Origin of the sequence: Macellibacteroides fermentans, from assembly GCF_013409575.1 — a bacterium.
Taxonomy (GTDB): domain Bacteria; phylum Bacteroidota; class Bacteroidia; order Bacteroidales; family Tannerellaceae; genus Macellibacteroides; species Macellibacteroides fermentans.
Map to the genome: position 1 here is coordinate 93379 of NZ_JACCCY010000004.1, position 25801 is coordinate 119179.

21 protein-coding genes are annotated in these 25801 nt (G+C 45.4%); 12 read left to right on the forward strand and 9 right to left on the reverse strand.

Going from position 1 to position 25801, the window contains the following annotated elements; all coding sequences use genetic code 11:
- Window positions 1–2: 2 nt before the first annotated feature.
- The 5 genes from narH to F5613_RS13215 are packed head-to-tail and all read right to left on the reverse strand — an operon-like array spanning window position 3 to window position 7683.
- Complete coding sequence (narH, locus tag F5613_RS13195) at window positions 3–1472, reverse strand: nitrate reductase subunit beta (RefSeq protein ID WP_179400112.1); 1470 nt, start codon at window positions 1470–1472, stop codon at window positions 3–5.
- A complete protein-coding gene (locus tag F5613_RS13200; RefSeq protein WP_179400113.1) occupies window positions 1469–5194 on the reverse strand; it encodes a nitrate reductase subunit alpha in 3726 nt (1241 codons plus the stop codon). The genes narH and F5613_RS13200 overlap by 4 nt, the downstream gene beginning before the upstream one ends.
- A 9-nt stretch (window positions 5195–5203) precedes the next feature.
- The gene (locus F5613_RS13205; RefSeq protein WP_079684376.1) at window positions 5204–6487 is read right to left on the reverse strand and encodes an MFS transporter; all 1284 of its coding nucleotides are present in this window, start codon (window positions 6485–6487) and stop codon (window positions 5204–5206) included.
- On the reverse strand, window positions 6484–7053 hold the full coding sequence (gene mobA, locus F5613_RS13210; protein ID WP_179400114.1) for a molybdenum cofactor guanylyltransferase: 570 nt from the start codon (window positions 7051–7053) through the stop codon (window positions 6484–6486). The genes F5613_RS13205 and mobA overlap by 4 nt, the downstream gene beginning before the upstream one ends.
- Before the next feature lie 3 nt (window positions 7054–7056).
- The gene (locus F5613_RS13215; protein WP_179400115.1) at window positions 7057–7683 is read right to left on the reverse strand and encodes a hypothetical protein; all 627 of its coding nucleotides are present in this window, start codon (window positions 7681–7683) and stop codon (window positions 7057–7059) included.
- Between the two features lie 172 nt (window positions 7684–7855).
- Between F5613_RS13215 and F5613_RS13220 the strand changes: the two genes are divergently transcribed.
- A complete protein-coding gene (locus F5613_RS13220; RefSeq protein ID WP_079684373.1) occupies window positions 7856–8548 on the forward strand; it encodes a Crp/Fnr family transcriptional regulator in 693 nt (230 codons plus the stop codon).
- 531 nt (window positions 8549–9079) lie between these two features.
- The gene (locus F5613_RS13225) at window positions 9080–11236 is read left to right on the forward strand and encodes a TonB-dependent receptor plug domain-containing protein (protein ID WP_179400116.1); all 2157 of its coding nucleotides are present in this window, start codon (window positions 9080–9082) and stop codon (window positions 11234–11236) included.
- Between the two features lie 41 nt (window positions 11237–11277).
- Here F5613_RS13225 and F5613_RS13230 read toward each other — a convergent pair whose 3' ends face one another.
- On the reverse strand, window positions 11278–11946 hold the full coding sequence (locus F5613_RS13230) for a bifunctional 4-hydroxy-2-oxoglutarate aldolase/2-dehydro-3-deoxy-phosphogluconate aldolase (protein WP_068182015.1): 669 nt from the start codon (window positions 11944–11946) through the stop codon (window positions 11278–11280).
- A 51-nt stretch (window positions 11947–11997) separates the two neighbouring features.
- Window positions 11998–13041 (reverse strand): sugar kinase, encoded by a 1044-nt coding sequence (locus tag F5613_RS13235; RefSeq protein WP_179400117.1) that lies wholly within the window; start codon window positions 13039–13041, stop codon window positions 11998–12000.
- Between the two features lie 218 nt (window positions 13042–13259).
- Here F5613_RS13235 and F5613_RS13240 point away from each other — a divergent pair, with 218 nt between their 5' ends.
- The 5 genes from F5613_RS13240 to F5613_RS13260 all read left to right on the forward strand — a co-directional run bounded on the left by F5613_RS13240 (window position 13260) and on the right by F5613_RS13260 (window position 17426).
- A complete protein-coding gene (locus F5613_RS13240) occupies window positions 13260–14135 on the forward strand; it encodes an AraC family transcriptional regulator (RefSeq protein WP_068182021.1) in 876 nt (291 codons plus the stop codon).
- A gap of 110 nt (window positions 14136–14245) precedes the next feature.
- The gene (locus tag F5613_RS13245) at window positions 14246–14608 is read left to right on the forward strand and encodes a BlaI/MecI/CopY family transcriptional regulator (RefSeq protein WP_068182024.1); all 363 of its coding nucleotides are present in this window, start codon (window positions 14246–14248) and stop codon (window positions 14606–14608) included.
- A 19-nt stretch (window positions 14609–14627) separates the two neighbouring features.
- Complete coding sequence (locus F5613_RS13250) at window positions 14628–16010, forward strand: M56 family metallopeptidase (RefSeq protein WP_246303416.1); 1383 nt, start codon at window positions 14628–14630, stop codon at window positions 16008–16010.
- A gap of 107 nt (window positions 16011–16117) precedes the next feature.
- Window positions 16118–16789, forward strand: coding sequence for a DUF2461 domain-containing protein (locus F5613_RS13255; protein ID WP_179400118.1), 672 nt, complete (start codon window positions 16118–16120; stop codon window positions 16787–16789).
- A gap of 226 nt (window positions 16790–17015) precedes the next feature.
- Complete coding sequence (locus F5613_RS13260; protein ID WP_179400119.1) at window positions 17016–17426, forward strand: DUF3836 domain-containing protein; 411 nt, start codon at window positions 17016–17018, stop codon at window positions 17424–17426.
- An 88-nt stretch (window positions 17427–17514) separates the two neighbouring features.
- Here the strand turns inward: F5613_RS13260 and F5613_RS13265 are convergent, their stop codons facing one another.
- Window positions 17515–18876: a TrpB-like pyridoxal phosphate-dependent enzyme gene (locus F5613_RS13265; RefSeq protein WP_068182032.1), complete on the reverse strand. Its 1362-nt coding sequence runs from the start codon at window positions 18874–18876 to the stop codon at window positions 17515–17517.
- Window positions 18877–19036: 160 nt separating this feature from the next.
- Between F5613_RS13265 and F5613_RS13270 the strand changes: the two genes are divergently transcribed.
- Complete coding sequence (locus F5613_RS13270) at window positions 19037–20275, forward strand: hypothetical protein (protein WP_179400120.1); 1239 nt, start codon at window positions 19037–19039, stop codon at window positions 20273–20275.
- Window positions 20276–20354: 79 nt separating this feature from the next.
- On the opposite strand, the gene F5613_RS13275 is transcribed toward F5613_RS13270, so the two are convergent.
- Window positions 20355–21641: a UDP-N-acetylmuramoyl-tripeptide--D-alanyl-D-alanine ligase gene (locus F5613_RS13275; protein WP_179400121.1), complete on the reverse strand. Its 1287-nt coding sequence runs from the start codon at window positions 21639–21641 to the stop codon at window positions 20355–20357.
- A 103-nt stretch (window positions 21642–21744) separates the two neighbouring features.
- Between F5613_RS13275 and folP the strand changes: the two genes are divergently transcribed.
- The 4 genes from folP to F5613_RS13295 all read left to right on the forward strand — a co-directional run bounded on the left by folP (window position 21745) and on the right by F5613_RS13295 (window position 25751).
- Entirely contained in the window at window positions 21745–22590 is an 846-nt protein-coding gene (gene folP, locus F5613_RS13280) for a dihydropteroate synthase (RefSeq protein ID WP_179400122.1), read from the forward strand.
- 4 nt (window positions 22591–22594) lie between these two features.
- Window positions 22595–23380 carry a diadenylate cyclase CdaA gene (cdaA, locus tag F5613_RS13285; RefSeq protein WP_068182045.1) on the forward strand — a complete coding sequence of 262 codons (786 nt, stop codon included), beginning with the start codon at window positions 22595–22597 and terminating at the stop codon, window positions 23378–23380.
- Between the two features lie 125 nt (window positions 23381–23505).
- Window positions 23506–24522, forward strand: coding sequence for a phosphate acetyltransferase (gene pta / locus F5613_RS13290; RefSeq protein ID WP_079683975.1), 1017 nt, complete (start codon window positions 23506–23508; stop codon window positions 24520–24522).
- Window positions 24523–24548: 26 nt separating this feature from the next.
- Window positions 24549–25751, forward strand: a complete 1203-nt coding sequence (locus F5613_RS13295) for an acetate/propionate family kinase (protein ID WP_179400123.1) — start codon at window positions 24549–24551, stop codon at window positions 25749–25751.
- The last annotated feature ends 50 nt before the right edge of the window (window positions 25752–25801 follow it).

Below are 25801 nucleotides of genomic sequence, written 5' to 3' on the forward strand. Positions count from 1 at the left end.
CCTTATCTGCCACCGAATAAATTGCGACCCTCATCGGTCTTACCCGGATAATCGTATCCCAATCCGGCACGAAGATTGGCAAAGTCGGCATCCTCCGAATGAGTGGGTGCCGTGGGAATAACAAACCGGTCTTTATAGTTTGCAATCGCCAGGTAGCGATACATTGCCTCGTAATCCGATCTGTCCAGTCCCAATGCCGCTTCGATGGACGGGTTTTCATTTTTTTCCACCGTAACCTCGCGCATATACTGCCTCATGGCCAACAACTTTGCCAACGCCTTCCGGATAGGCTCCTCGTCGCCGGCAGTCATCATCTTGGCCAGGTAATCTACAGGGATGCGCATATCATTTACTGCCCCGAAGAAATCTTCGGTAACCTCTTTCTGCTGTAAGACGGGCGACATGGGCGGAATGTACCACACCATAGGCATGGTACGGTATTCGGGATGTAACGGAAAGGCCACCTTCCAGCGTTTCATCATCTTATAAACCGGCGAATCCTGCGCAGCTTTGATAACCTGATACGAGATACCCTGCTCTCCGGCCAGTTTAACAACCGCAGGATCGTTGGGATCAAGGATCAGTTCCAGCTGCTTCTCGTACAATTGCCGGTCGTTTTCCGTAGCCGCATACTCTTTGATCGAGTCCGCATCGTAAAACAACACACCTATGTAGCGGATACGGCCTACGCAAGATTCGGAACACACGGTGGGCTTCCCGTTCTCGATCAGCGGATAACAAAAAGTACACTTCTCCGATTTCTTCCTCTCCCAGTTGAAATAGACCTTCTTATAGGGACATGCACTCACACATTCGCGCCACCCGCGGCATTTGTCCTGGTTGATAAGTACAATCCCGTCCTCTTCCCGCTTATATATGGCACCCGAAGGGCACGAGGCGGCGCAGGCCGGATTCAGACAATGCTCACATAGCCGGGGCACATAAAACATGAAGGACTTCTCGAATTCCTCGTATCCTTTGGTGTCGAGCTCTTTCAGGTTGGGATCTTTCTTCCGCTCTTCAAACTTTCCGCCCAGATTATCTTCCCAATTGGGACCGTATTCTATTTTTTCCATCCGCTTACCGGTAATCAGAGAGTAGGGGCGGGCGCTGGGTGCCGTACGAAAACGTTTGGTACCCGTAAGTTTGGAAAAGTCGAATGTATATGGCTCGTAGTAATCCTTTATTTCGGGCATATGCGGATTCGCAAAAATAGACGAAAGGATGCTCATGTTGCTTCCCTGCAGCAGTTCGAGCCTCTTCTTCCGCATCGTCCAGCCTCCTTTATAACGTTCCTGGTTTTCCCATTCCACCGGATAACCCGGACCCGGCTTGGTTTCCACGTTGTTAAACCAGACATATTCCATCCCTTTACGGCTTGTCCATACGTTTTTGCATGTAACCGAACAAGTGTGACAGCCGATGCACTTGTCCAGACTCAATACCATGGCGATTTGTGCTTGTATTTTCATTTTGCAGACTCCTTTCTATCGTTACTATCCTCGTCTCCCCAAAGTACGGATGCACATTTGCGGATTATCACAAACTCATCCCGGTTTGCACCGATTGTTCCGTAGTAATTAAGACCATACGATAATTGGGCATATCCGCCAATCATATGCGTAGGTTTGAGACATAGGCGGGAGATGGAATTATGAATTCCACCCCTGTTCCCTGTAATATTGCTGAGCGGTACATTGACGGTCCTTTCCTGGTTGTGGTACATAATAAGCGCCCCTTCCGGAATACGCTGCGAAACGATGGCCCGGCAGCTTGCCGTACCGTTGTCGTTAAATACCTCTACCCAGTCGTTGTCCTGAATGTCGATCTTTGCCGCATCCGCTTCGCTGATCCAGATTACAGGTCCCCCTCTTCCCAGGGTGAGCATCAACAGGTTGTCGCTCCACGACGAATGGATGGTCCATTTGTTGTGCGGAGTGATCAGATTCAGCGTAAGGGTGTTGTCTGTAATGTGCAACCTCTCTTTCACGTTGTTGATCTCCTGTTTGGACAAGGGCGGTTTATAGCACACCAGTCCCTCGCCGAAGGCCCGCATCCAGGGATGATCCTGATAGATGGATTGCCTGCCGGTTACTGTGCGCCAGGGGATAAGTTCGTGCACATTGGTGTAGTTGGATGTATAATTCACCTCGTGCGATTCGATACCGCTCCAGATAGGAGAGTTAAGCACCCGGCGGGGCTGCTGTACCAGATCGTCGTACCGGATCTGTGTATCTCCCCCCTCCTCGGTAAGGTGTTTCAAGTCAAGCCCGGTTGGTTTTTCCAACGCTTTCCAGGCCTTGCGCGAGGTTACTCCGTTGCTTTCAGGCGCAAGGGTGAGGATGGTTTCTATGGCCTGCAGGTCGGATTCCATGGCCGGCATGCCGTGGGTGCTTCCTTCGCTCTGGATGGTCCCGTTGAGGTGTTTCAGAAATTCGTATTCCTCGTCCGACCTCCACGTAATGCCTTTGCCCGTAATACCGGCCTGTTTCAATAAAGGTCCCAACGAAGTGAAACGCTTGTATGTATTTGGATAGTCGCGTTCCACAACAATGAGTTTTCCCATGTTTCTGCCCGGTTCCGGACGATTGCCGCTCTCTTTCCAGTCATCCACAAACAGCGGCTCCGAGATTTCTCCGGGCGAATCGTGCATTAACGGCTGCATGATTACATCTTTCTCCACACCCAGATGTCCTTTACAGAGCTCGGAGAATTTGGCGGAGATACCTTTGAATATTTCCCAATCGGTACGCGATTCCCAGACCGGATCCACTGCTTTGGAGAAGGGATGCAGGAAGGGATGCATATCGGTGCTGCTTATATCGTTCTTCTCATACCAGGTGGCAGCGGGCAGTACGATATCCGAATGCAGCGACGAGGTGGTCATCCTGTAATCGATGGTAACTACCAGATCCAGCTTGCCTTTGGCTCCCTCATCGTGCCATTTCTGGTACAAGGGAAGCGGTTCGTCCATCTCCTTCAACTCTTTTCCGAACACACTGTTCTGTGCACCCAGCAGATGCTTCATGAAATACTCCACCCCTTTGGCGCTGCTGCCTATAAGGTTGGCACGCCAGATAAACAGATTCTTCGGACAGTTTTTGGTATCGTCCAGGTCTTCGGAGGCCAGGTTGAGTTCTCCGCTATGCAGTTTGCTTGTAACATAACTTGGTACATCCATCTGATTGGCGGCAGCCTCCTTGCATAATTGCAGCGGATTACGATCAAATTCAGGCGAAGCCGGCAACCATCCCATACGCTGCGACTTTATATTGCAATCCAGCAGGGTAAGTTTACTCCATTCATCCTTCTTGTACAAAGGAGAAACCAGACTGTCCACCTTTACCTTCTCGTAGCGCCACTGGTCGCTATGCATGTAAAAATAGCTGGTGGTGTTCATATGCCGGGGCGGCCGTACCCAGTCCGACGCAAAGGCCAGCGTAGCCCAACCCGACTGCGGACGAACCTTTTCCTGTCCCACATAGTGTGCCCATCCGCCACCCGACTGACCGATGGTTCCGCAAAGAATAAGCAGATTCATGGCAGCCCGGTAAGTCATATCCGTATTGTACCATTGATTTACGCCGGCACCGATTATAATCATGCTCTTTCCCTCCGTCTTCGCAGCGGTTTCTGCAAACTGCCGTGCAATGGTTATCACACTTTCGGCGGCAACACCGGTTATCTGTTCCTGCCATTTGGGCGTATAGGGAATATTATCGTTGTAACTGCGGGCTGTCTGCGGATCGTCCAAACCCCTTTCGACTCCGTAATGAGCCAGCATGATGTCGTAAACGGTGGCGCAGAGCACTTCACCTTCCTCCGTCCGGCACTTTATAACAGGAACGTTGCGTACCTGCACTTCGGTATGGTCTGATGTGTTGAAGTGCGGATTTTTATACTCCTCCCCCCCGAAATAAGGGAATGAAACCGCTGCCACATCACTCTTTCTATCCATCACACTTAACAGCGGCGTATAGGCCTTACCCGTACGAAGATCTTCGTTACGCAGATTCCACTTCCCTTCATTATTCCACCGTGAACCGATACAGCCATTGGGAATCACCATTCCGCCGTCTGCCTCGTCCAGCAGGACCGGATACCACTCCGCATTTTGGGTAATCCCTAAATGATCCGGGAAGTCGCTTGCCCGCAACATCATACCCGTACGGTATCCGTTTTCGCATGGCTCCAGCTTTACCAGAAAGGGCAGATCGGAATATTTTTTTACATAAGAGTCGAAATAGGGCGTTGTCTTATCCACAAAGAACTCTTTCAGGATAACATGCCCCATCGCCATTCCCAGGGCCGAGTCGGTTCCCTGTTTCGGGTTCAGCCAGATATCGGCAAACTTGGATGCGTCGCTGTAATCGGAAGAGATGGTCACCACCTTCGTTCCCTTATATCTTACCTGCGTAAGGAAGGGAGAATCGGGCGTTCGCGTAACAGGCACATTAGACCCCCATAGCATGATGAAAGAGGAGTTGTACCAGTCGGCACTTTCCGGAACATCCGTCTGCTCACCCCAGGTTTGAGGAGAGGCCGGCGGCAGGTCGCAATAGAAATCGTAGAAGCTTAGCACCGTACCGCCTATGAGGCTCAGATACCGGGTGCCCGAAGCATACGAAACCATCGAAAAGGCCGGAATAGGGGTAAAGCCGACCAGGCGGTCGGGACCGAATTTCTTAATTGTATAGATGTTGGCTGCCGAGATGATCTCCTGAGCCAGATCCCAGTCAAGTCGTAAGAAACCGCCTAAGCCCCGTCTCTCCTTGTATCTTAATGAGGCAGCCGGGTCGTTCATCACAGCTTCCCATGCCAGTACGGGGTCGTGCAGCAACGTCTTCTGCTGCTGGTAGGCCTCCAGCAGTTCATGCCGGATCATCGGATGCTTTACGCGCCCCGAATTGTAGAGGTACCATGAGTAGCTGGCACCGCGGGGACAGCCACGGGGTTCGTGGTTGGGTAATCCGGGACGGTTTTGCGGATAGTCCGTCTGCTGAATCTCCCAGGTAACAATACCCTTCTTCACAAATATTTTCCATGAACAAGAGCCTGTGCAGTTAACACCGTGTGTAGAACGGACCTCCTTATCGTGTTGCCAGCGGTTCCGATAGAAACTTTCCCAGGCTCTCTTTTCGGAAGCAGTCACTTCCGAAAAGAATTTCTTTTTTTGTAAAAGAGACTTTATCATAGGGGTATATTATTTATTTTTATTGCGAACCACCAGTCCGAAATAAAGTATTAACATTACAATCACACTAAACAGGGAGAAAATGAGAAATCCCCGGTAATAACCGGTAGCGCCCATCGTATCTACCACCTTACCAAGTACGGGAGGGATCACAAATCCTCCGAAAGCACCCAATCCGCCTACCCATCCCGATGCACCGCCCACCGATTTGGATACATATACCGGAACCAGTTTCATGATCGCCGCATTGTTCAGTCCGAATGCTACGGCAATAATCAGCGTGCAAAGACCGGAAACTGCCAGATTGCTAGAAAAGGCCATCACTGCCGCCACAGTGCCCAGCAGGGAGATGGCGAAGAGACTTACTTTAAGTCCCCCTATCTTATCGGCCAGGTTTCCGCCCGGAATACGTAACAAGGCAGCCAGGCAGGCGTAGACCGAGGTGAAGAGTCCGGCTTGTGTAACCGAAAGTCCGTGTGCCTTCTGCCAATAGGTAGGCAGCCACGCTGTTAAAGCCATGAATCCACCGAATGTAACGAAGTAGGCAATCACCAGAATCCAGGTTTCAGGGATACGGGCGGATAACAGCAGACTCTGTTTCATGTTTCCGGCCGGAAAAAGCTCCTGTCCGGCTTCGATAGCCATTGCTTTACTAGCCTCTTCGCTGTATCCTTGTTTTCTGAACTGAAAATGGTAGGCATTGCAACTAATTATAAAATAGAGGATGGTGCCAGCTATCATAAAGGCAGTCCAGATGTAATAGGCAGACACAAACCCCACGGAGTGCAGTAACAGAGGCAGAACGATGGCGAACACACCCGCCCCCAGGGTACCCAGTCCCCCGAAAATACCCAGAGCAAAGCCCTGTTTGTTTTTTGGAAACCAATAAGATGACTGACCGGCCCCCACCGAAAAGGTGGCCACGCCGCATCCGCTCAGACAGCCGAATACCAATATCAGCCAGTATGTTCCCTGCATGTTGGACGGATAATGAGTCCCCAGCAAGATTGAAAGTCCGGCCAGTCCGATAACCGACAGGATCATCAGCAATAAAAAGGATTTTCTCCCTCCGTTTTCATCAACCGAGGCTCCAAAAGGAATCCGCAGCAACGAACCGGAAAGGGTAGGGATGGCCACTAAAAGGCCCATCATCGATGGAGACAAATCCATTACTTCGTTTAATTTGGTGGCCGACGGGCCGAACAACGAGATGGCTGCCGAACCAAAAAAGAATCCGATGGTGGCCGCAGTCAGTCCCCGGACCGGTGAACCTGATATTTTTGCTGTATTCATGATAGTATTCTATTATATTCCTCTTGGTTATTAATATTTGCAAACAGATGCTGTAACTCATCGGGGATGGGTATAAGACAGGCATTGCCCCGGTCGAATAGCTGTTTCATCCGGAATCTTTTTTCTTTGATGGCCTCTTCTATGTGGGGAAGCAAAGATTTGGAAAGCAGTAGAGGGAACACACCCGGAGTCGATTCACGCTTCCATCCTATGATGGCTTCACCTCTGCCGACAGCCATCATCTGCATGATAATCTCGTTGGAAATTAAGGGCATGTCGCAGGTAAGAACCAATATCCAGGGAGTGGAACAGTAGGTAAGCGCTGTAAGGATACCCCCCAGTGGTCCGGAATCCGGTATCACATCCTTCAATACAGGAACGCCCAGCTTTTGGTATTCGGGATAAAAGCCGGCAACGACCACCTCTTTGGTGTAGGGCTGAATCTTACGGACGATGTGTTGCAGAAAATAGCTCTCCCCATACCGGCTGAGGGCCTTGTTGGATCCGAAACGCGAACTTTTGCCTCCGGCCAGCACAACTCCGGTTATATCTTCCGGGTGTAACATGGTTTATAAGATTGAATTTAATACGATGGATAGTGTCAGAAAGGGAACAGCCAGACGGGCGGTCCACCTTGCCAGATGGATGGGCTGACCGGTAGATTCAACCAGTTGAGCCGCTCCAAGAAGCATGGCTCCCTGTATAACCGAACGACCTATCCAGAGACTAAGCAGGCCGGTTCCTCCAGATTTGTGGATACCCGGATTTATGGATACATAGGCATCCATAAAAATCTGCCATCCCCTGAATAGCAGGATTGAGACAAATACCATACCAATGGCCAGGGGAATCTTTAGCATCCAGCGGCTGCTCTTCCGTTGGGCATACATACAGAAACCCCAGGTAACCAACCCTTCAATGAAAATGGCGAGAGCGGGATTGGTAACATGAAAAACCGGAACCGCCGGATGCATCACCAAATTAATAAGCTTTACCGTGGCGGCCACAAAGGCTACTTTAACAATGGTTGCCGTTTCGCCGGTTTGCCTGGCTGCCATCATCATACATAGCAACCCGAAGGGATAGAGAAGCAACACCTCTCCCTTGAAATGGATCAAGTGCAACACCCATCCCAGACTGGCTTCCAGAATTCCCCATAACGCTCCCCAGAAAATGATTGTTTTTAGTTTATTCATACTTGTATGTATTATTCGGATATAGGATACACAAATATAGGAATGCCGGTTTCTATAAATATGTGTTCTTTATTACAAAAGCTAATTTTATTTACCAAAAAAGAGTTGGTTTTCAATTAAAATGGGCCTGTATTGTTTTTTTTATTTAAGTTTGCACAACAGAGTGTTAAATATGGAGCAGACAGATTTCACCGAAAAGTACGAGGCTTTATTGTTTCAGATTCCTTTATTCAGGGATTTACCCCTGAACATCAAACATTTATTAGTGGATAAGCTGGATTTTACGGTTTATGCCATTAAGAAAAATGATATTGTAGCCAGACAGCATACCCACTGCAAACGGTTGATGGTCTTATTGGAAGGACGGCTGAGGGTGGATAGTATGGATGCGTCTGATAATGAAGTACTGATCGAGTATATCATTGCTCCGAGGGCATTTGCGACTCCCTATCTTTTTAAACTGGATACAACCCTGCCCGCAACTTTCAAGGCTATGGAGGATGGGGTACTGCTGACTGCCACCAACGAATCGGTTTTCAGGTTAATGAGCGAGATTCCGGACTTGTTAAAGAGTTTTCTGGGGGTGGCCGGCAATTGCACCAAATGTACTGACTTGCGACTGAAGGCTTTGTCGTACAAAAATATCCGCAGCCGGTTTGTGGCCTACCTGTTTGAATACAAGGCCGAAAACAGCTCTGTGGTGAAGATTGAACATAACCAGGTTGAGTTGGCCGACTATCTTTGTGTTACCCGTCCGGCGTTAACAAGAGAGATCAATAAGATGATGAAGGAGAGACTTATTTCAATGAAAGGGAAAACCGTGGAACTTCTTCAGATAGCCGAACTGAAGCGTGTTATTTTATAACTATCTTTTAGCACCTTCCTTTAAATGAATTAATCCTTTTATAACGGGGCTTTATCTTTTTCATAACGAAGAACTATTCGTTTGACAGCTGTTGAACGCAAAGTCAACATATGGATACCTTGCGTTTGACAATTGTTGAATGCAAAGTGTCCATATCGCAAACGAATAGTTTACTACTGTGTCCGGAATAGTTCTTCGTTGTGTTTGGATTAGTTGTCCGTAATGATGGCCCTACTTCATCGTATCCATGCGCTTTACGAGTCGTTGCGGATTGATCTTGTCCCGTCTTTTGGATAGGGACGAGGCTAAATAAAAGGCTGACAGATGAGAGATGCGAAGCATCTGTCACCAGCCATCTGTCATTCCCCAAAGCCGCATCCATAAAGGGATCTGGGCCAAAAAATGAGGGATGACAGATGGTTTCGCTACAAACTCCGTACGGAGGATGTTTCAGGAGGGTGAATTAATTTTTTAAAAAGTTTGCATGTTAATTTATTAATTCTGATATTTAACGCACAAACTTTGATTCCGATGAAAATACCTGCTTATAATCTCCAGCGTGTGTTGTTACTAAGTTTTATGTCTGTCTTCTCCGGATGGAGACATGCAACTTTGATCCGTATGAAGAAATATTATTGTCTCTGTATTGCGTTACTGGCTCCCCTGATGGGGTTTGCCGTGGTGAATGCCGACTATCCCGAATTGCAGGCCGAAAAGGTTTTTCTCAATGTAGAACATTCAAAGTTGTGGCCGGGAGATACACTGGCTGTCTCGGGAGGGCTCACAGATGCGTTTTTACTGGACTCTACCCATTACAGCAGGTATGTATACCTCGAACTTGTGGGAGCCAATGATTCTGTTTTTGTAAGACATAAGATTCGGGCGGAAAACGGATTGTTCTGCGACCGTATCCCCATCGATAAATTTATTGTTTCGGGCGATTATTACCTGCGGGGCTATACCCGTTTTATGGCCAATTACAAGGTTACCTCTTTTCCGATGGTGCCGGTGGTGGTAGGGAATGCCCAAACCCGGACCGATTCATTAACTCTTGCCGACAGCCGCCTCTCTTTTTACCCGGAAGGCGGACATCTGGTATCTGGAAAGTTACAGAATATGGTGTTCCGGATTACAGATCCGAAGGGAGCTCCCCTCGAAAAAAAGGGTATTTTGGTAAGTGCTTCAGGGGATACCATTTTAAGTGGAATCAGCAGCGACCGTAACGGATACGGTTGTATAAGCTTTGTTCCTTCAGAGGGGAAAGAGTACCTGCTTTCGATGAAAGGAGAGGATAAAGAGGAGCTGTTCAAGGTTCCGTTGTGTAATAGTAATCCCGTATTACAGGTTAACCTGAACCGGCATCAGTTACGGTATATGGTTCAAGCACCGGCAAAGCTGACCGAATCCTATCAGTTGGTGCTGATGTTCAGAGGGCAGGTTTGCCTGCAAAAAAAGATTTCGGGCGATGCGCTTTCGGGTATTATTGATGTGTCTGAATACGAACAGGGACTTTTTGCTTTTGCTCTTATCGATGATGCCGGTAAGGTGGTTTCGGAACGTGTTATATTTAATCACGCAGGAGCCAGACCGGCCTTGCCCGACCATTCACCGCTTGCCGCAGCCCAGCTGTTGGTTACAACCGATTTAAATTATCCGCTTATTGATGCCGCGTCTTGTTTTGAGAATCTGGATACGGAAGCGGTCTCCCAACTGGACAGGATGCTGATAGCCAATACCTGGGGGCGGTTTGACTGGGCGGATCTGTTGCAGCAACGGTTCGATTATCGTTACATGCCTGAACAACTGCTCACTTTCCAGGGGAAGGTGTTTACCGAGCTTAACAATAAGCAGAAAGAGGGATCGGTTATTGCATTTAATCAGTTGAACGGATTTACCTACGATGCCGAAATTAAGGATGGTGCATTTGAGGTGGCGGTGGATGATTATGGCGTTGGCACTACATTCTTCATTCAGGCATACAATGCCAAGGGTAAGAGTCCGGCTCTGAAGGTGGAAGCAGACGAGTTTGAATTTCCAACGGTCTATCCGCATGTGTTCGTATTTGCCGGTACCGATTTTACCGGAACAAGCTATGCGGTGGAGTCGGCCGCAACCTACAACAAGAAGCAGCGAATAGAATCGAGATATGATGAAGATCAGAATAAAGTATACCAGATTCCGGAGATTACCCTCTCGGCACGCAAAAAGATCAAGCATGTAGAATCTAAGCCCTTTTACGGAGTGAATGTGATCACCCGGGAAATTATTGATACTCAGAATTACACATCCGATATAATTTCATTGCTGGACAGAATGATTGGGTTTAAGGTTTCGAAAATTTATAAGGAAGATGGTACTGATACGTGGAGGTACGGACTGATTTCCACCCGGGGAAAATCTACGTTTGAGGTAAAGAGTGATGCGGATTTTTACGATAACTTAAAACCCGGCGAACTGGTTGTGTTGGTGGATGGGGTGCGTACAAGTGCGGATTATGTGATCCGGACGATGGACCCTAAACAGGTGGAATCTATCGAAAGACTTACTCCGGGCCAGACGCTCAAGTATGTGGCCAATGCCTTGGATGGGGCGCTGCTGATAAAGACCCGTGTATATCAGGAGGCCGAGTTTAAAACGAAAGGGGTGAAGCTGGAACCGCTTGGGTTAAGCAGGGGGTGCAGCTTATAGAGAAAACAACAAGGGCAGCTCGTTGGAACTGCCCTTGTTGTTTAGCGTACACTGGCTATGATATCCAATGCTTCGCGGCAATAGGCCGTGATGGTCTCCCACGATTTGGAGGCGATAACATCCGCCGGAAACAGGTTGGAACCCATACCGACGCAGGTCGCCCCTGCCTTCATCCACCCCGAAAGGTTTTCTTTGGTGGGCTCTACCCCTCCGGTAACCATCAGCAAAGACCAGGGCATAGGAGCTTTTACATTCTTTACAAAAGAGGGTCCCCCCACGTTGCCTGCGGGGAATACCTTGCAAATGTCGCATCCTGCCTCCTGGGCAAAGCCGATCTCCGAAACCGATCCGCATCCCGGAGTGTAAGGTACCAACCGGCGGTTGCATACTTTGGCGATTTCGGGATTAAACAGAGGGCCGACAACAAAATTGGCTCCCAGCTGAATGTACAGTGCAGCGGTTGCCGGATCAACAATAGATCCTACACCTACAATCATTTCCGGACATTCCTTTTGTGCAAATTTTACCAGTTCGCCAAATACCTCGTGGGCAAAGTCGCCCCGGTTGGTAAATTCGAACGCCCTTACGCCACCTTTGTAACAGGCTCTGAGCACCTCTTTGGCTACTTCAATGTCTTTATGATAAAATACAGGTACCATCCCTGTCTCGGTCATGGCTGTTATAACCTGTACTTTCGAAAATTTTGCCATATTATAATGTATACGTTTTTTGTATCTTGACTCTTTATGCGTATCGGGCGGTTAACGTGAAACGCGTCCCGAACCATCACCCTTCATCAGGTTTTCCACCTCTTCTACGGTAACCTGGTTGAAGTCTCCGTAAATGGTATGTTTCAGACAGGAGGCGGCTACGGCAAAATGAAGCGCCTTCCGGCTGTCTTCCGGATAGGAGATCAGTCCGTAGATAAGACCACCCATGAATGAGTCGCCGCCACCTACACGGTCCACGATATGTGTTATATTATAGGTAGGAGCCGTAAACAGTTCTTTGCCGTCGTACAGCACGCCGCTCCATGTATTGTGATTGGCATTGATAGATCCGCGCAGGGTGATGATCACCTTTTTGGCACGTGGGAAACGGGCCTGTAATTGTCGGCATACCGATTCAAATTCGGCAGCATCCACTTCCCCTTCCGTTTGGCTTGCATCAAACCCTTCGGGCTTGATCCCGAATACCTTTTCGGCATCCTCTTCGTTACCCAGCAGCACGTCGCAACCCTCTACCAGCTGAGGCATTACTTCCGAAGCCGTTTTTCCATATTTCCACAGGTTTTTACGGTAGTTAAGATCGCACGATACGGTAACTCCCATCTCGTTGGCTGTGCGGATAGCCTCCAGGCAGGCATCTGCTGCTCCTTGCGACAAAGCCGGAGTGATTCCCGTCCAGTGAAACCAGCCTGCATCTTTCAGTACCTCTTTCCAGTTGATCATACCCGGCTTTATATCTGCGATGGATGAGTGCGCCCGGTCGTATACCACCTTGCTGGCTCTGGCAACTGCTCCGGTTTCGAGGAAGTAGATGCCCAGTCGTTCGCCCCCATACACAATGGAAGAGGTGTCCACCCCGTATTTGCGTAAGTCCATAACACAGGCACGGGCAATATCGTTTTGGGGAAGGCGACTCACAAAAGAGGCCTCTATTCCATAATTTGCCAATGATACGGCAACGTTTGCTTCGCCGCCGCCAAATGTTGCTGTTAGCTGATTGCTCTGATTAAAGCGAAGGTAATCGGGGGTTGCCAAACGCAACATTATCTCGCCGAATGTTACAACTTTCTTTTTCATAATATGCTGATTTTTATCTTAATTCCTACTGATGCAAATGTAAAGCAATTAAATAGAGCGCTACTTTGTTATTATGGCTATTTACTGTATTATATTATCTTTATTTTCTATGTTATTTGGCAGAATACTGTATATTATGCCGTTTTTTATGCGCGAAGATTAAAAAAATAGTGCATCTTTGCCTTTCAGAAAGTACCACCTAAATACAGCTGAATGATATGAAACCTGCATTGAGACGTGTAACACGGAACCCGGAGTTTTCTTTTAACGTTAGAAAAGATACCGGACCTAATTCACAGTATAATCTTTGGCACCATCATCCCGAGATTGAGTTCTTGCTGATTCGCGGAGGGAAAGGCATCGAAATTGTGGGGGATAATACCCGGGATATAACCGAGGGATGCCACATGATTATCACCGGACCCTATCTTCCTCATGCCATCTCTTACGAAAGAGCGGATGCCGGAAAGGAAGTTGAGGCGATTGTGGTTCATTTTTCGCCCGACGTACTGGGTAATACGTTTCTGGCATTACCCGAGATGTCTCCAATCAAAGAGCTTTTTTCGCTTACCACCTATGGTTTGTCTGTGAAAGGAAATACCCTTGCCTCCATGGAGCAGGAGATGTATGCTTTGTTTGAAGCCGATTATGCCGACCGGTTGCTTATCTTATTGCGTATTCTGCAGCGTATTGCCCGTGAGAAAGAATACGACCTGATTGCCAGCAAAGGTTTTACAAACAACTTTTCTTTCAATGACAATTCCCGTATCAATAAGATCTATAATTTTACCTTCAATAATTTTCAACGGGATATTTCCATATCGGATGTTGCCGACCAGTTGAATCTTTCCAAAGAATCTTTCTGCCGTTACTTCAAACAAAAAACGGGGAAGACCTATGTGCAGTTTCTAATGGAGGTACGTATCGGCTATGCATGTAAATTGCTGATGGAAAACGAAATGAATGTGGCGGAAGTATGCTATGCCTGCGGATATAATAATGCCTCAAACTTTCACCATCAGTTTAAGGAGTTTAAAGGTAAGACCCCGTTGCAGTATCAGAAGGACTATTTGCAGGCCGCTATGGTTAAATAAACCTCTTTTATCTTTATAATAAAAGTATTTAACACTATTTAATTGTCTTTCTTGTTGTTTATTACGAAATACTCGTAGATTTGCGAAGTAATCGTAATAAACAAGGAGATATGGAAAAACTGACTGCACAGGAAGAGGAGGCAATGCTTGTACTTTGGCAAGCTGCTCCATGTTTTGTAAAGGATATCTTAGCTAAATACGACGACCCGAAACCGCCGTATACTACACTGGCATCGGTTGTGAAGAATCTGGAACGTAAGAAGTATGTAAAGGCTAAAAGGTATGGCAATACCTATGAATACACTCCGCTTGTAAGCGAAGCCGAATATAAGCGTATGTTTATGAAAGGGGTGGTTCATAATTATTTTGAAAACTCGTACAAGGAGTTGGTCTCCTTTTTTGCCAAAGAGCAAAAGCTTTCGGCCGATGATCTGAAAGAGATTATCGATATGATTGAAAAAGGGAAAGAGTAACCATCTAATACATACAGCTATGAGTCCCGATATGATTTATTTTATGAAGGTGAATGCCGCCATTTTGTTTTTCTACGCTTTTTATAGGTTATTCTTTTACAGTGATACTTTTTTCAGACTGCGTAGAACGACTTTGATAGGGCTGTTGTTGGTGGCTGTTGTCTATCCTTTGCCCGACTTTAGCGGCTGGATGAAGGAGATTAATACGGTAACAGAAGCGGCTACGGTTTATTCGACCATGCTTCCGGAGGTGATTGTAAGTGCCGGTAAAACAACGGCAGCTGCTCCCGACGGCTGGTTGTTACAGTCGGCTTTTCTCCTTTACCTGGCGGGAGTGGCAGTGCTTGGAATACGTTTTGCGGTACAACTGGGAAGCATCCTGTTATTGTCTGTGCAATGTAAGACAGCCCGTATCAACGGAGTGTATGTTCATTTACTGAACCATCCGGCCGGACCATTCTCTTTCTTTCATCTGATTTTTATTCACCTGCCTTCTCATACGGAGCAGGAAGTGGATGAGATACTTACGCACGAAATGACTCATGTAAGGCAATGGCATTCATTGGACGTAATCCTGAGTGAACTGTTGTGTACGTTGTTCTGGGTGAATCCGTTTGTCTGGCTTCTGAAAAGAGAGGTACGTCAGAACCTGGAATACCTGGCAGATCAGACAGTTTTATTAAGCGGTCACGACCGTAAAAGCTACCAGTTCCATCTGTTGGGGCTGGCTAATCAAAAGGCTACAGCAAATTTATATAACAGTTTTAATGTATTACCCCTAAAAAACAGAATTCGTATGATGAATAAAAAACGTTCACATCAAATCGGAAGAACCAAGTATCTTCTGTTTGTTCCTTTAGCTGCTCTATTATTGATGGTAAATAATCTGGAAACGGTTGCACGTGTTACTACGCTTCCATCTGATATCCAACCAACCGATTCGGTGATGCCTGAGGTGGTTGTGGTTGGATATGGATCGGCTGATGCGAAACCGGCAGTTCCGGCTAACGATAATCAGAAAAAAACAGTACAAAAGAATGAGCCTAAAATAATGAAAGATACTCCTCCCAGAGAGTATAATGGAGAGAAGGTATTTACAAAGGTAGATCAGATGCCCTCTTTCCCTGGAGGTGACGCTGCTCTTTTGCAATACATTGCAAGAAGTATCAAATATCCCGTAGAATCGCAAAAAGCAGGGAATCAGGGACGCGTTATAGCTTCGTTTACCGTTGATAAAGAAGGTAATATAGCACAACTTGAATTGGTTCGCGGTATTGAACCGCTGTTGGATGCCGAGGCTTTGCGTGTACTCTCTCTGATGCCGAAATGGACTCCCGGAGTTCATAAAGGAAAAGCCGTAAATGTGAGATATACGGTTCCAATCACTTTCCGCCTGCAATAGATCATATAAGTATTTTTGTTAAACAGGTATGACACAAGTATGCTGCGCAGAGCAGATACTTGTGTCATTTTTATGTTTATCTTTGATGAAATTAATACATAGTATATATGGTACCTGAAATGCTTTCTTTTTTAAAAGAATTACAAAAAAACAACAACCGCGCATGGTTTCAGGAAAATAAGGGACGCTATGATGTGTTACGTCAGTTATTTGCCGATGATGTGCAGAGTCTTATCAACCGCATCGCCCTTTTTGATCCGGAGGTTGCCGGCCTGGAGGCGAAAGATTGTTTATTCCGTATCTATAGGGACATCCGTTTCTCTCCCAATAAGCTTCCCTATAAGAATCACTTTGCTGCATACATTGCCCGGGGTGGAAGATCCAGCGAAAGGGGAGGTTATTACATACATATTGAACCCGGTAATTGCATGTTGTCGGGAGGTATCTGGTGTCCGCAACCTAAATTATTGAAATTACTTCGTCAGGATATATACGATCATATGGACGAATTTGTGGCAATTCTGGAAGATCCATCCTTTAAAGCCTCTTTTCCTGCACTCGAAGGTGACGCACTGAAACGGATGCCTGCCGGATTTCCTTCGGATATACCCTTTGGTGACATTTTGAAACATAAAGATTTCTGCGTGGCAAGTGTTAAACCCGATTCATTCTTCACCGAAAGTACCTGGCTGGAGACTTCTGTTAGCGAATTTCAGAAGTTATTGCCTTTAAATCGCTTTTTGAATTATACGATAGATGAGTATTATGGAAAATTGTAAGTTTATAAATCTTCGTTTTTACAGGGGTAATTAGCCTAAATTGTAAAATATAAGAATTATAGCTTTCAAATCGTAAGTTAAGTGTTAAAATCAAGATCCGTGATTTCTTTAAATATGTTAAATAGTAAAATTTAACTAACAAAATGTCTGCTTTGTTTGTGTAAATCAACTTTTGTACGGATATTTGCATATCATTTTGTTAGTAATCTTATTAATGATAAATTTTATGAAAACAACGATTTTGAGAAAAAGCATCTTTGCTTTGGTAATTATGTTTGCTTGTGGTTTGTTTGCTTCGGCAGCTTCTCCTCGTAACTATTTGTATGATACGAAAGAGGTGGACGGCAAGATTGTCTCAAAAGTAGTATTCCTTAATGAGGAAGGCTTGCTCAATAAAGAGGTAAAGTATGAATTCTCTTATAATGAGACAGGCAAGGTTTCTGAAAAGAAGGCCTATAGATGGAATAAAGCCACGGGGGAGTGGGATCCCTATTATTTGATCTCATATCAGTATAATCAGGAAACCGGAGAAATCAATTCTGATTACGGAATGTGGGACAAAAAGAAAAAGGACTTTAGTTTTAATAAGCAACAGTTGGTTAGCCCGGCATCTGCTTATGATTCAATATTCTCTTAATGTTTACTTACACACACACACAACGCACAAAAAAAGCTTTAAGGATTTTCCTTAAAGCTTTTTTTATGAAACAGAGAACCGCTCTGGCTTAGATCAGGTGCTCCAATTCGTTCAGGTTTTTGCCAATCTCATCGTCAGACAGCTCATGGTTGCTCAAGTCGCCCGACAAATACTGATCGTAAGCAGCCATATCAATTAATCCATGTCCGGATAGATTGAACAGGATCGTTTTCTGCTTTCCTTCTTCTTTACATACAAGCGCTTCGTTGATAGCTGCTGCAATGGCATGAGAAGATTCAGGAGCAGGAATAATTCCTTCCGTTTTTGCAAATAACAGTGCTGCATTAAATGTATCCAATTGTTTGATGTCAACAGCTTCCATCAGGTTGTCTTTTTTAAGCTGACTTACAATTGATCCGGCGCCATGGTAACGAAGTCCACCGGCATGAATGTTGGCAGGAGCAAAGTTGTGTCCCAAAGTGTACATAGGAATCAGCGGGGTATAGCCTGCCTCATCGCCGAAGTCGTACTGGAACTGTCCACGTGTAAGCTTCGGGCATGAAGCGGGTTCTGCCGCGATAATCCGGATGTCTTTCCCTTCGTTCAGCTTATGACGCAGGAATGGGAAGGAGATACCCGAAAAGTTTGAACCGCCGCCGAAACATCCGATTACAATATCCGGATATTCACCTGCCATTTCCATCTGTTTTTCGGCTTCAAGTCCGATTACAGTCTGGTGCAGCATAACGTGATTCAAAACACTACCAAGGGTATATTTGCAGTTGGGGGTCTGCATGGCCAGCTCTACTGCTTCTGAAATGGCGGTTCCCAGACTGCCCTGATAGTTGGGGTGTTTGGTGATGATATCACGTCCGGCACGTGTACTCATACTGGGTGAGGCGATAACCTCGGCTCCATAAGATTGCATAATGGAACGACGGTAAGGTTTTTGGTGATAGCTTACCTTTACCATATATACGGCCAATTCCAGTCCGAAGGCCTTGGCGGCAAAAGATAAGGCCGCTCCCCACTGTCCGGCTCCGGTCTCGGTGGTGATATTGGTCACTCCCTGTTTTTTGCAGAAATAGGCCTGAGCAATGGCCGAATTAAGTTTGTGTGAGCCAACCGGACTTACACTCTCGTTCTTGAAATAAATATGGGCGGGTGTGTCCAGCGCTTTTTCAAGGCCATAGGCACGTACCAACGGGGTGGGGCGCCATATTTTGTACATGTCTCGTACCTCCTCGGGTATTTCAATCCATGCATCAGTCTGATTCATTTCCTGTCTGGCAAGCTCTTCCGCGAAAAGAGGATACAGATCCTCGGCGTGAAGGGGTTCTTTCGTTTTCGGATTTAAGATAGGAAGAGGTTTATTCTTCATATCAGCGGCAATGTTATACCAGGCGGTTGGTATATCTTTTTCCTGTAATAAAAATTTTTTTGTACTCATTTTTCAATATATGATTTACTTTGTTAACTATTTTGACTTGTTTACTTACAAGGTGGAAGCAAAGTAACAAATAATATTTCGTTAATCAAATCAGATAGGAAAAAATATATATCTTTGCACCCCGATTCAGGTAGTGAAACCAAGTTTTCCCCATATATAAATGAAACGATTTTTTCTTCTTATTACGGCTACATTTGTGTTTGTATCCGTAAGCGCCCAGGTGAAGGATTTTAGCTATAAATTCTATGGTCGCGTTCGTACTGATGTGTTTTATAATAGCAGACATAATGTAGAATCGGTGGAAGGTGCATTTTTTATGTATCCGAAGGATGTTCAGCTTGACGCCAATGGCGAAGACTTAAACACCGTTTCGAATTCGGGTGATTTTATTTTTTGTACGCGTTTAGGGTTGGATATTACCGGACCCATGTTGTTTAACGCCAAGACCACTGCCAAGATTGAAACCGACTTTGGTGGTTTCTCTACTTCCGTTCTGGGGAACTTTACCACGCTGCGTATAAGACATGCCTATGTGAATCTGGATTGGGGACGCTCTTCTCTGTTGGTGGGACAGACCTGGCATCCTTTGTTCGGTGAGGTTTTGCCATCTATTGTGAATCTGAACACCGGATGTCCGTTCCAGCCCTTTAGCCGTAGTCCGCAGTTACAGTATAATTATAAATTCAGCCGATTCAATATAAAGGCAGCCGCTGTCTTCCAGAATCAATACAGATCGTCCGGACCTTTGGGATCTAAGATGTTGGAATACTCCAGAGATGCTGTGCTGCCGGAAATGTTTGCCGGAATAGATTATCGGAAAGAGGGTTTTATAGTAGGTGTGGGTGCAGATGTGCTTACCCTTACTCCGCGTACCCAATCGACCAAAGGAGAGCTGACTTATAAAGTTTCTGAACGGAATGTTTCAGCGTCTCTTCTTGCTTTTGCGAGCTATAGCAGCGAATGGTGGAAGCTGAATGCGAAGACTATCTACGGACAGAACAACGTGCATACTTTGTCGTTGGGAGGATACGGGGTTACTTCCATCGATCCGGTGACCGGAGCATACGATTATGTGAATTTTAATCATAGTACCAGCTGGGTGAATGTGGTATATGGTAAGAAGTGGCAGGTGGGCTTGTTCGGTGGGTTTACTAAAAACCTGGGCACCAATAAGCCATTGGTTTCAAGTTCGATGACCTATGGTATGGGTATGGATATCGATAAATTATATAATATGAGTGTTCAGACCGATTATAATATAAAGAATTTTACGATTGGGGTCGAATATTCCTATTCGGTTGCCGATTACGGAACGATTCAGACTGCTACAGGTAAGGTGACCAATACACATGCTGCCGATAATCATCGTATAGCTGCATTGTGCAACTATTCCTTTTAAAGAGATGAATTAAATATAAAAAAGGGGGATGTTCAGTTTGTTGAACATCCCCCTTTTTTATATCTGTTTAGTGCCGGAACTATAGTAATGAAAGCGTTTTTTCGAGGGTCATACCTCTCGATCCCTTGATGAGGATATGGTATCCTACCAATGGTTTTTTAGTAAGTTCGCTCATAAGCTCTTCTATATTCGGAAAATGCATGAAACTGGAGCCGGTCGACGAAAAATGTTCGCCGCAAAGATATACCTTATCGAATCCGGCCTGTTCAATTTGCTTTACAATTTCGGCATGCAGAGCGTCGCTTGTTTCACCCAACTCACGCATATCGCCCAGAATGACTGCCTTAGGGGTATCAACCTGCATGGCTGCAAAGTTGTCGATAGCTGCCTTCATGCTGCTTGGATTGGCATTATAGGCATCGATGATAAGCTTGTTATGTTCGGTCTCTTTAAATTGAGAGCGGTTGTTGTTGGGTTCGTAGGATGCAATGGCTCGGCTGATCCGCTCGGCAGGAATCTTAAAATACCGGCCGATAGCTACGGCCACCAGCACGTTGTCGAGGTTGTAGCTGCCAATCAGATGAGTTTCCACGGTATGAATTTTCCCTTGTTGCTTCCAGTCGAAGATTAAAAACGGACTGCAGGATGCCACTTTGCCAGAAGCAAAAGAGCTTTCGTCTGTGCCGTAGCTAATTTGTTCAATTCCTTTAGCGATGGGTTGAAGGTATTCGTTTTCTTTTTTAATGAAAATTTTCCCTTTGGTCTGGCGTATATAATCGTATAATTCGCCCTTGGTCTTTATTACTCCTTCGAAGGATCCGAATCCTTCCAGATGTGCTTGTCCCACGTTGGTGATTATGCCGTAGTTTGGGGCTGCGATTTCTGCAAGTTCTTTGATATCGCCTGGATGACTTGCTCCCATTTCTATGATGGCCATTTCATGTTGGTGATTTAGCCTTAGAAGAGTAAGCGGAACTCCAATATGATTGTTCAGGTTTCCTTCGGTGTACAACAGGTTGTATTTGGTTGATAACACAGCAGCCAGTAATTCTTTGGTAGTTGTCTTGCCATTACTTCCTGTTATTCCTATAACCGGAGTTCCCAAAGCTTTCCGATGTCTGTGTGCCAGTTGTTGAAGCGTTTTGAGCACGTTATCCACAAGGATGGTTCTGTCTCCGGTGATATAGTCAGGGTTGTCGATGACGGCATAGGCGCATCCTGAGTCCAATGCCTTGGATGCATACTGGTTACCATCAAAATTTTCACCTTTGAGAGCAAAGAAAATAGAGCCAAACGGACAGTTCCGACTGTCTGTCGTCACCTTAGGATTGTGCAGATATAATTCGTACAAATCAGAAATAGTCATAGCCTTACCTCATTAACAGATTATCGCGATGCAAAAGTAAGCATATTATATTATTTCCTTACATTTGTAGAAAATTGTTTGAAACTTCAGGGAGAATAAACATATGACCGCTACTAAAACATTAAATATTAGAGGAACTCTTCTCGAACTTAAAGAGCCCCTGGTGATGGGGATATTAAATATTACTCCCGATTCGTTTTATTCGGGCAGCCGTAAACAGACTGAAAAAGAGATAACAGAACGCATTGAAACCATTCTTGCAGAAGGTGGAAGAATGATTGATCTGGGTGGTTATTCCTCCCGCCCGGATGCAAAGGAGGTTAGCCCGGATGAAGAGATGAATCGTCTGTCGTTGGCTCTGGATATCATTTTACGTCATTACCCGGATGTAATAACCTCTGTAGATACATTCAGGGCCGGAATAGCAAGAGCTTGCGTTGAAAAATACGGTGTGGCTATCATTAATGATATATCGGGAGGAGAGTTGGATCCGGAAATGTTTTCGACTGCTGCCGATCTGCAGGTACCCTACATATTGATGCATATGCGTGGTACGCCGCAAACCATGCAGCAAAAAGTAGATTATGTCGATTTTATGGGAGAGGTAATGTTGTACTTTTCAGAAAAAATACGACAATTAAATGAATTGGGAGTAAATGATGTAATCCTGGATCCTGGGTTCGGTTTTAGTAAAACCCTTGATCAGAACTACGAACTGATGGCCCGGATGAATGAGTTCAGACTTTTTGATATGCCATTGCTGGTAGGTATCTCCAGAAAGAGTATGATCTACAGATTGCTTGATACAGATCCTTCTGAAAGTTTGAACGGCACAACGGTGCTGAATACGTTTGCATTGCAGCATGGTGCCGATATCTTAAGGGTGCATGATGTTAAGCAGGCGGTTGAGGCGATTCGAATAATTGGTAAACTTTCTAATATACAGTAATCGTATGTGGATGAATTTTGGCATAAAGGATCTCATTGATGTCTTACTGGTAGCCTTTTTCCTTTACCAGACCTACAAATTGATGAAGTCGTCCGGAACGTTAGGTATATTCAGTGGGGTGGTTTCATTTGTGGTAGTCTGGATTCTAATGTCTCAGATTCTTGAAATGCGTTTGATGGGAGCTATCCTGGATAAATTTATCAGCGTAGGTTTTGTTGTTTTAATCGTATTATTTCAGGATGAGATCCGTCGCTTTCTGCTTGCATTGGGTTCTCACAAAGGCTGGAAGTTTCTGGCGAAGCTTTTTTCTACCCGTGAGGATGCCGGCGAAAAAGAGGGAAAGTACATTGCGCCGGTTGTTCTGTCTTGTATGAATATGGCAAGGAAAAAAACGGGAGCCCTTATTGTGGTCGAAAGAGATATGGATTTGGCTCTATATGAACATACTGGAGAAATGTTTAATGCCGATGTTAATGCCCGATTGATAGAAAATATTTTTTTTAAGAATAGTCCCCTTCATGATGGCGCGATGATAATTTCGGATAATAAAATAAGGGCTGCCGGTTGTATTCTCCCGGTTGCTCAGAATGCCAATATTCCGAAAGAATTGGGGCTAAGACATCGCTCGGGATTGGGAATGTCTATGGAAACAGATGCGATGGTGATTATTGTATCCGAAGAGCGCGGACGTATCTCCGTTGCACACTTAGGCAATCTTTGTGTAAATGTGTCAGCCGAAGAACTCCAACAGATACTTTCCGGCGAACGGGAGGTGACAAATTTCTGTTAATGTTTGTGAAAGTGCCAAGTTGAGGTGTAAATATCTTGCTTATTTTGTAAACTCTATATTGCATTTTGCCTAATTTTGTAGTCGAAAACAGATAATTATCTTAAAATATATAAATATCTTCCGCTATGGACTTATTGCAAGACATTATTACACGCGCTAAAGCTAACAAACAACGTATTGTTCTTCCTGAAGGTACCGAAGAAAGAACGCTTCGTGCTGCCGACAAACTATTGGCAGACGGTGTGGCTTCTATTATTTTGATTGGAAATAAGACGGAAATCAGTCAACTGGCTGCTTCTTATGGATTGAAGAATATTGATCTTGCTACGATTGTAGATCCCCTGAATCATGAAAAGAAGGAGGCTTATGCCGATTTGCTTTTTCAGTTGAGACAAAAGAAGGGAATGACTCCCGAAAAGGCCGCTGTTTTAGTAGAGAATCCATTGTATCTGGGTTGTCTGATGATTAAAGCAGGAGATGCGGATGGAGAAATTGCCGGAGCTCAAAATACAACAGGGGACGTGTTGAGACCTGCTTTGCAGATTGTAAAGACTGCTCCGGGTATTAGCTGCGTTTCAGGAGCTTTCCTGATGTTTTTGAAAGATAAGTCCTATGGCGACAATGGTCTTTTGGTATTTGCAGATTGTGCTGTAATGCCTAACCCAACTGCTGCCGAACTTGCACAGATTGCTGTGTCAACTGCACAGACAACCCGTGACATCGTTGGGGCGGATCCTAAAGTGGCAATGCTAAGTTTCTCAACGAAAGGAAGCGCATCTCACGAGATGGTTGATAAAGTTGTGGAAGCAACCCGCCTTGCAAAAGAGATGGCTCCCGATTTGAAAATTGACGGTGAGTTGCAGGCTGATGCAGCTATTGTGGATGTTGTTGCTGCTCAAAAAGCACCGGGAAGCGAGATTGCCGGCAAAGCCAACGTATTGGTTTTCCCTACGCTTGAAGTGGGAAATATTGCTTATAAGCTGGTTCAGCGTCTGGCTGGCGCACAGGCAGTGGGACCTATCCTCCAGGGAATTGCAGCCCCGGTAAACGACCTTAGCAGAGGTTGTTCTGTTGATGATATATATAAAATGGTTGCTATTGCTGCCAATCAGGCAATCGGGTTAAAAGCATCAGCGAAATAAGAAACTGAATAACAAAAATAAAGATCATGATAATTTTAGTATTGAATTGCGGTAGCTCATCGGTAAAATACAAACTGTTTGATATGTCCAAACAGGAGGTGATGGCTCAGGGTGGTGTGGAAAAGCTTGGCTTACCTGGATCATTTCTGAAATTTACTTTGCCTAGCGGCGAAAAGGTAGTTTTAGAAAAAGAGTTGCCGGAGCACAATGTGGCAATCCAGTTTATTTTGAGTACACTTACAGACAATAAATATGGATGTCTCAAATCATTGAATGAAATCGATGCCGTTGGTCACCGTGTAGTTCATGGGGGCGAAAAGTTCAGCAGCAGTGTACGTATCACCAATGAGGTGATCGGTAAAGTTGTTGAATGTATTGATTTGGCTCCATTACATAACCCGCCCAACTTGAAAGGTATTCGTGCCATGGACGCAATTATACCGGGTATTCCCCAGGTAGCTGTTTTTGATACGGCTTTCCACCAGACTATGCCTGATTATGCTTATATGTATGGTTTACCTTATTCTCTTTACAAGAAGTACGGTATCCGTCGTTACGGCTTCCATGGAACCAGTCACCGTTTTGTTTCTCAGCGTGCATGTGATGTACTTGGTGTTCCTTATGAAAAACAGCGTATTATCACTGCTCACATCGGTAACGGGGGTTCAATTACTGCCATTAAAGATGGAAAGAGTATTGATACTACCATGGGACTTACTCCGGTTGAAGGACTGTTGATGGGTACTCGTTGTGGTGACGTGGACGCTGGTGCTTTGTCTTTCATCATGGATAAAGAGGGGCTGAACGCTGCCGGATTGTCTGATCTGATTAACAAACAGAGTGGTGTGATGGGACTTTCAAGTATTTCGTCTGATATGCGTGAGATTGAAGCTGCGATTGAAGATGGCGACAAGAAAGCAATTTTGACCATGAATGTTTACAATTACCGCATCAAGAAGTATATCGGTGCCTATGCAGCCGCTTTGGGAGGTTTGGATCTCCTTATATTTACAGGCGGTGTAGGTGAAAACCAATGGTCTACACGTACGGCTGTTTGTCGCGACATGGAATTCATGGGCATCAAACTTGATGAGGCAAAGAACGACCATATGCGTGGACAAGAGATGATTATCAGTACGCCCGACAGTAAAGTGACCGTAATGGTTGTTCCAACTGATGAGGAGCTGACTATTGCAAAAGATACACTTGAAATACTAAGCAAAGAGTAGTACTTATTTATTATAAAAAAGAGGGTGAATCACATTTGAGATTCACCCTC